This window comes from Proteus sp. MB838 (assembly GCF_054767435.1).
Map to the genome: position 1 here is coordinate 64,601 of NZ_BAABMO010000002.1, position 13,114 is coordinate 77,714.

The window sequence follows — 13,114 nt, forward strand, 5'->3', positions numbered from 1 at the left end:
AAGGCGGGTATATTATCCCGCCCTTTACCATTATGTAACTTATAACATTAATGCTATTGCAATAAAAAGTCCCCACTAAAAAATGAATCAGATTGAGTAATACTCAACTGACGAAACTTATTTAAAAAAGCATAAAATTGTCGATTAATCAGCGGATCATTAAGTGCACCAATATCAAAAATTGAGGTGATTGTTGTGTATTCTACTGAAATCGTAAATTTTCGCCCCGAACAACTGGCTAATAACATTTTGGCTGTTCGATGTGAGAAACGTAGACTCATTATTTTTAATTTAGGTACAAAAATAAGCTGATTATTATGATTAAGGATTTCCGTCACACCTGCAATAGTTATCGTTTTATAGCTATCAAAGGATTGGCGTATTCCTAGTTCAATTTGTTGTCCCTGATTGCGTAAAAAATCGATAAACTCGGCTAATGACGGTGAAGCTGCATTAATGGCTGCACCTAATAACAGTTGCACAAAGGCTTGAGCAATTGAAAAATCAAATGTTTGCTTATCAAGTCGTTTGCTTTCAACTTTATTACGGCTAAGCAAAGGCAAATGATTAAGGGTTTCTAGCCAATGCTCTGGTTGATAATAAGCTTCACTATCTTCTTTTTTTAATACTGAAAGATGATTCGACATAATAGAGATTAAGGCAATTTGTATATCTTTCAGCTGTGTCATGATCATTTTTTCTGATTCGTTAAAACGTTTAGGTGAAGCGATAATAAATTGAACAAGTCCTTCTGTATCTTTGATATTAAGTGTCTGTTGTAATGATTTTATTGCTAAAGGCTGTGGAAAAGGGGGCGTAATAGGTTGTGCAAAATAACTATCAGCCATCATAATCTTTTTTAGTTGTTCGGCTTGTTGATTGTTCATATACATTATCCTTTATTTGCAATAATACCCCCATTAAATCCTAATTAAGTTAAAAGAAAGAGATTAAGTTTTGTTAGTAATATAATCTCAATAACATCATATTAACAAATCGTGTGGTCCGTAAGCGAAATTTCTCTTTCTATGATATGGTTAATAGATAACCTTACCTATTTTGATAGTTTGTGATTGCTGTCAGCATAAAAATAAGAAGGAGAGGAGCTATGTCGTTACGTCTGAAAAAGGAGAGTCTTTCTACGCTCTCTGTAGGTACTCATCAATATGAGTATTACCGTCTTTCTGAAGTTGCTCGTCAATTAGGGGATATCACTCGTCTCCCTAAATCGTTAAAGGTTCTGCTAGAAAATTTAGTCCGCTATCTTGATGATGATACGGTTGTTGAAGATGATATTAAGGCATTGGTAGATTGGCAAAAAAATGCCCACGCCTCCCGTGAAATTGCCTATCGCCCAGCAAGAGTATTAATGCAAGATTTTACGGGTGTACCTGCCGTTGTTGATTTAGCCGCTATGCGTGAAGCCGTAAAATCTTTGGGGGGAAATGTAGAAAAAGTTAATCCACTTTCTCCTGTTGACTTGGTTATCGACCATTCGGTGATGGTTGATAAATATGCCAGTGATGATGCTTTTGAGAAAAACGTTGAAATTGAAATGCAGCGTAACTATGAGCGTTATCTCTTTTTACGTTGGGGGCAACAGTCGTTTGAACGTTTTCGTGTAGTACCTCCTGGAACGGGCATTTGCCATCAGGTTAACTTAGAATATTTAGGTAAAGCGATATGGTCTGAACAACAAAATGGTCGACATATTGCTTACCCTGATACTTTGGTTGGAACCGATTCACATACTACTATGATCAATGGTCTGGGTGTATTGGGTTGGGGCGTTGGTGGCATTGAGGCGGAAGCTGCGATGTTAGGCCAACCGATCTCAATGCTGATCCCTGATGTGGTAGGTTTTAAGTTAACGGGTAAACTACGTGAGGGGATCACAGCGACTGACCTAGTATTAACCGTAACGCAAATGTTACGTCAACATGGTGTGGTAGGGAAATTTGTTGAGTTTTATGGTGATGGACTAGCTTCTTTGCCTCTTGCTGACCGAGCGACGATTGCCAATATGTCACCTGAATATGGTGCAACCTGTGGCTTCTTTCCTATTGACGAAATTACACTAGATTATTTACGTCTTACCGGGCGTGAAGAGCAAGAAATTGCATTAGTTGAAGCCTATAGTAAAGAGCAAGGCTTATGGCGTCATGCCGGTGATGAACCTATTTTCACCTCAACCTTATCGTTAGATATGGGTACTGTGGAAGCAAGTCTTGCTGGCCCTAAACGTCCACAAGATAGAGTTAACTTGCTGAATGTACCAAAAGCATTTAAAGCTGCTGTAGAGCTTGAAACAAATAAAAAACCTCTTGCTCAATATCCTCAGGTCACTATTGATAATCAGCCTCCTTTTACCTTAACGGATGGTGCGGTAGTGATTGCAGCGATCACCTCATGTACCAATACCTCTAACCCTAATGTTTTAATGGCCGCAGGTCTACTGGCTAAAAATGCGGTAGAAAAAGGCCTACAGCGTAAGCCATGGGTCAAATCGTCATTAGCCCCCGGCTCTAAAGTGGTGACTGACTACTTAGCACTGGCAGGATTAACACCTTATTTAGATAAACTTGGTTTTAATTTGGTTGGTTATGGTTGTACCACATGTATTGGTAACTCAGGGCCTTTATTAGCCCCGATTGAAGAGGCGATTAAAGATAATGATTTAACTATAGCCGCTGTATTATCGGGTAATCGTAACTTTGAAGGTCGTATCCATCCTTTAGTGAAAACCAACTGGCTTGCTTCTCCTCCTTTAGTCGTGGCTTATGCGCTATCTGGTAATATGAATATTGATTTGACCAAAGAGCCATTAGGTGAAGATAAGCAGGGCAATCCAGTCTATTTGAAAGATATTTGGCCTGACAGTAAAGCCATTGCCGATGCGGTGGAAAAAGTAAAAACGCAGATGTTCCATAAAGAGTATTCTGCGGTATTTGATGGTGATGAAACTTGGCAATCACTAAAAATACAAGATACCCCGGTGTATGCTTGGCAACCTGATTCTACCTATATTCGCCATCCTCCTTTTTTTGAAGGTATGACAAAAACACCTGAGGCGATTAAAGATATTCACCAAGCCAGTATTTTAGCTATATTAGGTGACTCGGTGACCACCGATCATATTTCACCTGCAGGGAATATTAAAGCTGATAGCCCTGCTGGGCGTTATCTTCGAGAGCATGGTGTTGAACCAAAAGACTTTAACTCTTACGGTTCAAGACGTGGTAATCACGAAGTCATGATGCGAGGAACTTTTGCAAATATTCGTATTCGTAATGAAATGGTGCCGGGGATCGAAGGGGGCTTTACAAAACATATTCCAACGGGAGAAACGTTAGCCATTTATGATGCGGCGATGCGTTATCAGCAAGAAAATACGCCTTTAGCCATTATTGCCGGTAATGAATATGGATCAGGCTCTAGCCGTGACTGGGCCGCCAAAGGTACACGATTATTAGGTGTGCGAGTGGTGATAGCCGGATCGTTCGAACGTATTCACCGCTCTAATTTGATTGGTATGGGAGTATTACCTTTAGAATTTCCTAACGGTGTATCACGCCAGACTTTAGGGCTCAAAGGTGATGAAAAAATTGAGATAACGGGGCTTAATTCGCTAACACCGGGTCAAGATGTCGCTGTCAATATTACTTTTGCAGATGGTCGCCAAGAAACTATTATGGCTCGTTGTCGTATTGATACGCAAACTGAGCTGGCTTATTTTGAACATGGCGGGATCTTGCATTATGTTATTCGTAATATGTTGTAAAATAATTTAGTAAGTATTAATTAGTTGGCGAAGAATGATGAATTAATTCTTCGCTTTCTTTTTTATAATAGAATATTTTTATATTTCATAATATCGACAAATGATTTCATCTAATACTATAAACTAACCATTAAATGCTAAACGTATTTTTAATGAGTATCAAGTTAATATAACAATATTAACAGGGTGTTATTATGGAGGTGTTTATGAAGAAATATAAAATAACGAGTGAAACAAAAGAATATAATGGTGTTACTTTATATAGAATTAGAAGAGTGTATACAGATAGTCCAGGAGGATGGATAGAAAATGAAAGTAATTTAAGTAGAGATGATAATTGTTTTATTTTTGATAATGTAATGGTATTTGGTAATGCTAAAGTTACAGATAATGCAATTATAAGAAATAATGTGAAGATCTACGGTAATGCAATAGTTAAGGGAAATAGTAAAGTAAAAGACAATGCAGAGATTTATGGTAATGTGCTAGTGGAAGATAATGTGACAATATCTGATGATGTTGTAATATATGATAATGCAGTTATTAAAGATAATGCGAGAATATCTGACGATGCTGTAATATATGATAATGCTGTTATTAAAGATAATGCTAAAGTATCAGAATATGCTATTGTTCGTGGTGATGCAATAGTTGAAAAAAATGGTTGGGTGACTGGTTATGCGACTGTTGAGGGAAATACAATTGTATCGAAAGGTGAGGTTATTAAGAGCCAATTTGGCTCTTGGGATGATATTGATGAACTAAGAGCATTTTATATTTATATTAATAGATATAACAGTACAGCGACTGCATATGTTAATGGTAGACATCAGGTACCTATTACTATTTATATAGAGGCTTTAGATAAAAATGGTCGTATCATAAAAATAGCCAAAGAAGATATTTATAGAAATACACATATTGTAAATGAAAAAAATCTTCCTATTGACCGCAATGATATTTCTTTATCTGATAAAGAAAATGGATTTGTATTTCCAAGCAGTGAAGAAGCAACATTGAACTCCCCTGATGCATCTACTTGTGTTATTTATCTTTCTGTTAATAAAGTGATAGATACCTTTAGAATTTGTGCACAGACTCACATTAAAGGAAAAGAGTATACTACAGCCTTTAAAAATAATTACAGTGATTATTTAAATTTTATCATTCTGGACGTTGCACCAAAAAAAATATTTACAGAAGCAGATGTAGACATAGAACCGCTGGTAAATCCTAGAATAGAAAAAGATGTAGAAACATCAGGTGATGTCTTGACGAAATATTATCTAAGGTTTAACGGTAATAATAGAACGATAACTAAGAGTGTAGAGTATGAAGAAAATAAATCTTTTCATTATTTTCAAAAAGGTCATTATCAGATTATTAGCACATCGACTGATAAATATATTAAAAAAATTCCATTAAAGCCTCATTATTACACTAAGGAATTCCATTTTAAACCAGATACTTTAATTCCGGTCACATCAGCAAATGATGAGGATGGGGTATGTTTCTGGAGCTATAGTATAGAATATGGAAAAGCGTTTACATCCAGTAGGAAAGATGAAGAAATGAATTGTATTATATATGATCAATATGGTAATGATCTTCAAGTATCAATTAAAGCAGATGAAAATAATAAATTAAAGTTTTATTTTGGGTCATAACTATTAATAAATAGGTCACTTATTATAAGTGACCTGATAAATTATAAGTCGTGTTTACCACCCTTGAATAGCACCACCTTTAAAAATAGTCTCAGCGGCTGTTGCCACTTCGGGTGACTGGTAGGCTTTAATAAAATCGCGTACATTCTCTGCTTCTTTATTATCTTCTCTTGTAACAATAATATTAGTATAAGGTGAACTTTTATCTTCAATAAAAATACTGTCTTTGGTTGGTGATAAATTAATTTGTTGGATATAAGTTGTGCTAATTATCGCAACCGTTACTTGGGGATCGTTTAATACTCGTGGTAGTTGCGCACCTTCTAATTGCATAATATTTAATTTAAGTGGATTATCAATAATATCGAGTGTTGTGGGTAATAGGCCACTGTCAGGGTTTAAGGTGATCAGTTTCTCTTTTTGTAGCAATAATAATGCGCGCCCCAAGTTGGTTGGATCATTGGGCAGTGCTATTGTATCACCGGGTTTTAATTCTTGAGGATGTTTAATTTTGGTTGAATAACCCGCCATAGGAAAAACAAAGGTATTGCCTACCGCGACGAGGTTATAACCACGAGAACGATTATCTTGCTCAAGGAAAGGGCGATGTTGGAACACATTGGCATCTAATTCTTTGTTTGCAGTGGGATCGTTAGGTAACAATGAGCCACTAAAACCCACCAGCTCAACCTCTAAACCATATTTTTCTTTAGCCACTTTTTTAGCGACTTCTGCCACATCTTGCTCTGCACCATTAATCACCCCCACTTTAATTGCATAACGGTTGTTATCATTGTTATCGCAACCTGTTAATAGTGTCCCAGCTAATAAAAGAGACGCAAAAATCCTACCAGAAAGATGTAATGGCATTATGCTATTCCTATTAAAAATTATTTAGTTATAAATAGCTTAAAGCCAGTTAAAGAGTCAACAGCTTGCCATATGATAAAATTTCACATGATATAATTTAATAATTAAAGGATAAAAAAATCATCTTGAAAATAGTCAGTAGCTTGATAGGGGTAAGTGCAGGAAAATAAAATCCGGGCTAAATCACCCGGATTGAATAATAACGCTGATAATCTATCCGATATTTATGTTATTGCGCTTTTTTAAATAACATATGTCCCATTTTATCCGCTTTAGTATCAAGATAATGAGCATTACTTGGATTACGTCCTACGATTAATGGAACACGCTCTACCACGTTGATCCCAGCTTCTTTCATTATTTCGATTTTCTTTGGATTATTGGTTAATAATCGTACTTCATGTATGCCTAATAGATTATACATATCAGCGCAAAGGGTGAAGTCGCGCTCATCGGCTTTAAATCCTAACTTTAGATTAGCTTCGACAGTATCTAATCCTTGGTCTTGTAATGCATAAGCGCGGATTTTATTAAGTAAACCAATATTGCGACCTTCTTGGCGATGATAAAGTAATACACCACGGCCTTCTTTGCTAATTTGTGAAAGGGCAGCTTCTAGCTGAAAACCACAATCACAACGCAGGCTAAATAGTGCATCGCCAGTTAAACATTCAGAATGAATACGGGATAAAACGGGTTTTGTGCCAGAAATGTCACCAAAAACGAGGGCAACATGATCTTTTCCTGTGGCAATTTCTTCAAAACCCACCATTAAAAACTCACCAAAAGGAGTAGGGAGTTTTGCTTCTGCGATACGTCTTAATTTCATTATTTTTGACTCATAATTTCAGGTGATACTCTCGTTCAAGATTATACACTTTATAACGAGGACAAAGAGAAATAAAACACTGAAATGGTTCCTTGTCTAAATCGGCAGGGAATTTGATAACACACACTTAATAAATCACACCTAAACAAATTATCAGATTTTAAGCCTACTTGCATAATTATTTATTGCTAAACTGGTATTGTTTATACTAATCATTTATATCAGTTAATCATCAGTAAATAAAAACAGTGCATACAGAATAGATAAGGACAAATAGATTGAATAAGCAAATATCAGTATTGATGCTTTTAGGAAGTGGATTGCTTTTGATTGTACCTATTGTGGTGCTTATTCTGGGATGGCAATGGCAACCATCAGCACATCCTCTGGGAGGCGAAAGCACTTTATGGATAGCCAATAGTGCGGCTAAACCTTGGGGAGCTTTAACTATATTACTTTGCCTTGTTTTGCTCTTTTTTATTCTTAAACTACCTAAAAAAGCATTTATTCAGTTGGCAATTATTATGGTCGCGACTTTGATGTTGGGGCAGTTGATCAAAGTGGTTGTAAAAAATAGCGTTAAAGAGCCACGACCTTATGTGGTTTGGGTCAGTAACCAACTATCAATATCACCAGAACATTTTTACCAAGTGTCTCGTCCTGAGCGTGAGCAACTGTTGCATAATGGATTATCTCATTCGTCGCTGATCCCTCAATGGCAATTAAGCCATTGGCGAGCAGAAACCGGTTATGCCTTTCCTTCTGGACACAGCTTATTCTCTACAACACTGGCTTTATTTGTGTTTGTGCTGTGTATGTTACGACGCCACTATTTTTTAGCCAGCTTAGGGATATTATGGGGTATTGATGTGACTGTCGGACGAATAATATTAGGTATGCACTGGGCATCTGATGTGATTGTCGGTATTCTGATTAGTGCTGTGTTGGTGTGGTGTGCATTTTGGATGATTGAACGACGATTGTTGTTAAAACCTTGATAATCGTTTTTCTTTTTGAGATAGCGAATTTATTTTTCACTATTTATGTGAAAAAATATACGAAAATCAGATGATTCTAAGAAATGACTTTCTTTGTGAGTGGTGAAAATGCTACCTTTATCCCTTATCCAAAGAAAAGAGAATAAAAAGGAAATAATGTGAAGAAAGTTCTACTTTTTATTTTGGTTGTTCTGGTGCTAGCTATTGTCGTAATAGCCATGACGTTAGGTTCAAATAATGATCAGGTGATCACCTTCAATTATCTTATTGCTCAAGGTGAATATCGTATCTCTACTTTATTAGCCACGCTGTTTGGTGTTGGTTTTGTACTGGGCTGGATCGTCAGTGGCGTTTTTTACTTGCGAGTACGTTTATCATTAGTAAGAGCAAAGCGTAAAATTAAGCGCCTTGAAAGTGAGCAAACCAAACAAGAAAGCCAAGAAAATCGTTCTACAGCCGTTTCTACTGTAAAATAAGGACGAGAATAGATGCTTGAGTTGCTGTTTCTGTTATTACCGGTCGCTGCGGCTTATGGCTGGTATATGGGGCGTCGTGGTGCGCAACAGGATAAACAGCAAAATGCCGATCGCCTGTCACGTGAATATGTGGCAGGGGTTAACTTTTTACTTTCTGATCAACAAGACAAAGCGGTTGATCTGTTCCTTGAAATGCTTAAAGAGGATAGCTCAGCCTTTGAAGCACATCTTACTTTAGGTAATCTATTTCGCTCTCGTGGTGAAGTTGAACGTGCGATTCGTATTCACCAATCGTTAATGGAGAGCGCGGCACTCTCTTTTGAACAACGTCTTCTCGCTATTCAGCAACTTGGCCGTGATTATGTCGCAGCAGGGGTTTATGATCGCGCTGAACATATGTTTTTACAGCTGATTGATGAGCAGGATTTTCGTCAAAGTGCATTACAATCCCTCCTAGCCATTTATCAACTTACCAGTGACTGGGGTAAGGCGATAGAAACCGCAGAGAAATTGGTAAAACTGGGTCAACATGAACTTAAAGAGCAAATTGCTCATTTCTATTGTGAACTCGCATTGCAAGAAATGAGCAGTGATAATCTTGATAATGCGCTAAGTTTTCTACAAAAAGCCGGGCAAATGGATCCACTTTGTGCCCGTGTTTCCATTATGTATGGTCGTATCTATATCGCGCGCGATGAAAAAAATAAAGCCATTGATGTATTAATGAAAGTGATTGAGCAAGATAAAGAGATGGTCAGTGAGACCTTGCCAATGCTTTTTGAATGCTTCCAATCTCAAGGTGATCCCGCACGTTGGGAAGCCTATCTACGTCAATGTGTCGAGAGTAATTGTGGTGCTATTGCAGAGCTTTATCTTGCCGATATTATTGAAGAGAAAGAGGGCATTGAAGCTGCACAGTTATATATTAATCGCCAACTAGAACGTCATCCTACCATGCGACTTTTCTATCGTTTAATGCGCTATCATTTAGCTGAAGCAGAAGAAGGACGCGCAAAAGAGAGTCTGATCTTATTACGTTATATGGTCGGTGAGCAGATCCGCACAAAACCTGATTACCGTTGCCATAAATGTGGTTTTACCTCCCATGCATTATATTGGCATTGTCCATCCTGTCGCTCTTGGGATACCGTTAAGCCGATACGTGGCTTAGATGGTCAGTGACGATGTCACTTTTAATAGTCTCTTGATAAATAAAGGCCTTAAAATGTCATTTGATTGTGATAAAAAATCGCCCAGCTCTACCTGCGCGCCCGTTATTGTGGCACTAGACTATGAAGACCAAAAAAGTGCACTCGATTTTGCACAACGTATCGACCCTTCATCTTGTCGCCTTAAAATTGGTAAAGAGATGTTTACTCGCTTTGGACCGCAATTTGTAACGCAATTGCAACAGCAAGGGTTTGATATTTTCTTAGATTTAAAATTTCATGATATACCCAATACGGTGGCGAGAGCAGTTGCCGCAGCTGCCGATTTAGGGGTATGGATGGTAAATGTGCATGCGAGTGGTGGTAGTCGTATGATGCGTGCGGCAAAGGAGAGCTTAAGCTCATTTGGCAAAGAGGCACCGCTATTAACCGCTGTCACTGTGTTGACCAGTATGGATCAATCCGATCTCACTGAATTGGGCATTAACCTAACTCCAGCAGAACAAGCCGAACGCTTAGCATTACTGGCTAAAGCCTGTGGTCTTGATGGTGTGGTATGTTCGGCCCATGAAGCCACTCGTTTTAAACAAGTGTGTGGTGATGACTTTTTATTGGTCACTCCCGGAATTCGACCCGCGGGGAGCGAAGTGGGTGATCAGCGTCGAGTTATGACGCCAGAGCAAGCGATAGTGGCTGGGGTGGATTATATGGTGATCGGCAGACCTATTACACGCAGTGAAAATCCACTGGAAACTTTACAGCAAATTAATCGTTCTATACAAGGTGTTGTGCAACATGGATAATAATTCTCGGCTGGTTTATTCTACTGATATTGGTCGGATTAAAGAAGAAGAGCAGAAACCTACACGCCCCGCCGGTGATGGTATTGTGCGTATCCAACGTCAAACCAGTGGCCGTAAAGGTAAGGGTGTTTGTGTTATCTCCGGTATTGATTTGGATGATGCAGCTCTGGCTAAATTAGCGGCTGAATTAAAAAAGAAATGTGGTTGTGGTGGCAGTGTTAAAGAGGGATTAATTGAAATCCAAGGTGATAAACGGGATTTAATTAAATCTTTATTAGAAGCGAAAGGGATGAAAGTGAAATTGGCCGGAGGCTAAGGTAGTTCTTTATCACAACCCCAATCATCGATTGAAGCCTAGTATTCTACATATAGTGCGCTTATCTTGTTGAAGGTCGGCGCATTTTTATTATTAGCAAACTAGCATCAATAGTGACAGCGTCACTTTATATATCTGTAGAGTCGCAAAATGCAATAAATAAAAAAGCTGATAACCTGAGTAAGGTTATCAGCTTGATAATATCTATTACGCTAAATAGCTGTTAAATCGGACGAGCAACAATATTACGCGTTTCTAGTTTCACATCTTCAATACGTACCGGAATAATGTCATTGAGCTTATAGGCTGTTTCGCCTTTAATAATGACAGAGCCAGTTTCTTGACTGCATTGAATTTCGTCACGTACCGCATGTAAAAATGGTGCAGGAATAAAGGCAATAGCCCCATTTTCAACTAAACGTACCCGAATACCACCACGAGTAATATCAATAATTTCGGCATTAAAGGTACTCTCAGTGCCAGCAAAAGGTTTTAAGAAGCGCGCATATAACCAATCACCGACATCGCGCTCGGCCATACGGTTAGCACGACGACGTTCGGCAATACGAACACAATCTTCATCTTGCGGTTTTTCTGCCACACTTTTGCTGATAATCGCTTTTAATAAACGGTGATTTAAAATATCACTGTATTTACGGATCGGTGATGTCCATGTCGCATAAGCTTCAAGGCCTAAACCAAAATGAGGGCCTGGCTCTGTTTTTATTTCAGCGAAGTTTTGGAAACGACGAATACGGCTATCAAGGAATTGGTTTGGCTGATTATCCAGTTCACGACGTAAGCGACAGAAACCTTCAAGGGTTAATAACTCATCTGCGTTGGTTTCAATACCGTGCTCTTTTAAGGTTTGTGAGACTTGATCAATATAGAGCGGATCAAAACCAGTATGAACGTTATAAATACCAAAACCGAGATTGCGACTAAGTACCTTTGCCGCACAAATATTGGCGGTGATCATCGCTTCTTCCACGATACGGTTGGCAGTACGACGTTTTTCCGCCACGATATCTAATACGTTGCCACTGTCATCAAGAATAAAGCGATAGTCAGGACGCTCTTTAAAGACGAGAGCATGTTGTTCACGCCATACATGACGTTTCTCGCTCATCTCTTTTAATAGCATGACTTGTTCATGAACAATCTCATTTTCAGGTGCCCACTGTGTTTCTTCACCTTCTAGCCAATCAGAAATATTGTCATAAACCAGTTTTGCTTTTGATTCTACCCATGCTGAGTAGAAGTGGATCTCATCGGTTAATGCACCATCCTCCATGATACCCACTTGGCAGACTAACGCAGGGCGTTTTTCATTAGGGCGCAATGAGCAGAGATTATCTGATAGCTCACGAGGTAACATCGGGATATTAAAGCCCGGTAGATAGTTTGTTAGCGCTCGTTGTGCTGCAATGGTATCTAATTCACTATTAGGCTGAATATAAGCCGTTGGATCGGCAATAGCGATATACAGTGAAAGTTGGCCATTTTCTTCTTTACGAATATATAACGCATCGTCCATATCTTCGGTTGAAGCACTATCGATGGTCACAAAGGAGAGCGCGGTTAAATCTTCACGTGGTAGATCATCATGTAAGGTTAATGTTTCACTGTCTACTTCAGGTGCATTTCGCTCTAATTGATGACGCATTAATGTCACCCACCAAGGTGCAAAATGGTCATCTTTATCGGTAATAAAATCAGTTAATTCAGCTTGGAAATGTTTATCACCTTTAAGAGGGTGTCGGCGCATTTCCGCCACTGCCCAATCTTGATCGGCAAATGGATGCGTTAAGCTTTTTATAGGACGACAAGGAATGGCATCTTTGAGTAGAGGGTGATCAGGAATAATCCATAGACGATTATCACCTTCTTTTTTCTGAACACGGCCGACAAAGCGAGTCAAAAAGGGTTCTACCAGCTCTTCAGGCTCAGCGGACTCTTTATCATTATTAGTATGTACGGCAGCAATAATGCGATCACCGTGCATCACTTTTTTCATTTGAGGAGGAGGGATAAAATAGCTTTTCTGACCATCAACTTCAAGGAAGCCAAAGCCTTTATCTGTCCCTTTTACAAGGCCTTCCACGCGCGGTGTTTGGGCATGGAGTTGCTGTTTTAGCTGAGCAAGCAGCGGATTGTCTTGAAACATATTTTTCCGGAAAGTCGGCAATTTTAATAATAAAAGTG

At 38.6% G+C, this 13,114-nt stretch carries 11 protein-coding genes; 7 read left to right on the forward strand and 4 right to left on the reverse strand.

The genetic code is table 11. The features are described from left to right. Positions 1 to 53: 53 nt before the first annotated feature. The gene (locus ACYUCW_RS01180; protein ID WP_004248113.1) at positions 54 to 887 is read right to left on the reverse strand and encodes a hypothetical protein; all 834 of its coding nucleotides are present in this window, start codon (positions 885 to 887) and stop codon (positions 54 to 56) included. 221 nt (positions 888 to 1,108) lie between these two features. On the opposite strand from ACYUCW_RS01180, the gene acnA reads away from it, so the two are divergent. Next, entirely contained in the window at positions 1,109 to 3,781 is a 2,673-nt protein-coding gene (gene acnA / locus ACYUCW_RS01185) for an aconitate hydratase AcnA (protein WP_004248112.1), read from the forward strand. A 206-nt stretch (positions 3,782 to 3,987) separates the two neighbouring features. Continuing rightward, the gene (locus ACYUCW_RS01190) at positions 3,988 to 5,448 is read left to right on the forward strand and encodes an LbetaH domain-containing protein (protein ID WP_004251102.1); all 1,461 of its coding nucleotides are present in this window, start codon (positions 3,988 to 3,990) and stop codon (positions 5,446 to 5,448) included. Positions 5,449 to 5,502: 54 nt separating this feature from the next. Here the strand turns inward: ACYUCW_RS01190 and ACYUCW_RS01195 are convergent, their stop codons facing one another. Together ACYUCW_RS01195 and ribA are read right to left on the reverse strand one after the other, a co-directional pair. Beyond that, positions 5,503 to 6,318, reverse strand: coding sequence for a MetQ/NlpA family lipoprotein (locus ACYUCW_RS01195; RefSeq protein ID WP_049203370.1), 816 nt, complete (start codon positions 6,316 to 6,318; stop codon positions 5,503 to 5,505). 229 nt (positions 6,319 to 6,547) lie between these two features. Continuing rightward, positions 6,548 to 7,147, reverse strand: a complete 600-nt coding sequence (ribA, locus tag ACYUCW_RS01200) for a GTP cyclohydrolase II (RefSeq protein WP_004243033.1) — start codon at positions 7,145 to 7,147, stop codon at positions 6,548 to 6,550. A 278-nt stretch (positions 7,148 to 7,425) separates the two neighbouring features. Here ribA and pgpB point away from each other — a divergent pair, with 278 nt between their 5' ends. From pgpB to yciH, 5 genes are all read left to right on the forward strand, one after another. Next, positions 7,426 to 8,145 carry a phosphatidylglycerophosphatase B gene (gene pgpB / locus ACYUCW_RS01205; protein ID WP_049256631.1) on the forward strand — a complete coding sequence of 240 codons (720 nt, stop codon included), beginning with the start codon at positions 7,426 to 7,428 and terminating at the stop codon, positions 8,143 to 8,145. A gap of 158 nt (positions 8,146 to 8,303) precedes the next feature. Continuing rightward, complete coding sequence (locus ACYUCW_RS01210; RefSeq protein ID WP_004243031.1) at positions 8,304 to 8,621, forward strand: LapA family protein; 318 nt, start codon at positions 8,304 to 8,306, stop codon at positions 8,619 to 8,621. A 12-nt stretch (positions 8,622 to 8,633) separates the two neighbouring features. Further along, entirely contained in the window at positions 8,634 to 9,803 is a 1,170-nt protein-coding gene (lapB, locus tag ACYUCW_RS01215) for a lipopolysaccharide assembly protein LapB (RefSeq protein WP_004243030.1), read from the forward strand. Between the two features lie 43 nt (positions 9,804 to 9,846). Further along, positions 9,847 to 10,593: an orotidine-5'-phosphate decarboxylase gene (gene pyrF, locus ACYUCW_RS01220; protein WP_004251116.1), complete on the forward strand. Its 747-nt coding sequence runs from the start codon at positions 9,847 to 9,849 to the stop codon at positions 10,591 to 10,593. Further along, positions 10,586 to 10,909, forward strand: a complete 324-nt coding sequence (yciH, locus tag ACYUCW_RS01225; protein WP_004248106.1) for a stress response translation initiation inhibitor YciH — start codon at positions 10,586 to 10,588, stop codon at positions 10,907 to 10,909. Before pyrF ends, yciH begins: the two co-directional genes overlap by 8 nt. Before the next feature lie 223 nt (positions 10,910 to 11,132). Here the strand turns inward: yciH and ACYUCW_RS01230 are convergent, their stop codons facing one another. Further along, positions 11,133 to 13,076, reverse strand: a complete 1,944-nt coding sequence (locus ACYUCW_RS01230) for an exoribonuclease II (RefSeq protein WP_163748787.1) — start codon at positions 13,074 to 13,076, stop codon at positions 11,133 to 11,135. Positions 13,077 to 13,114: the final 38 nt, after the last annotated feature.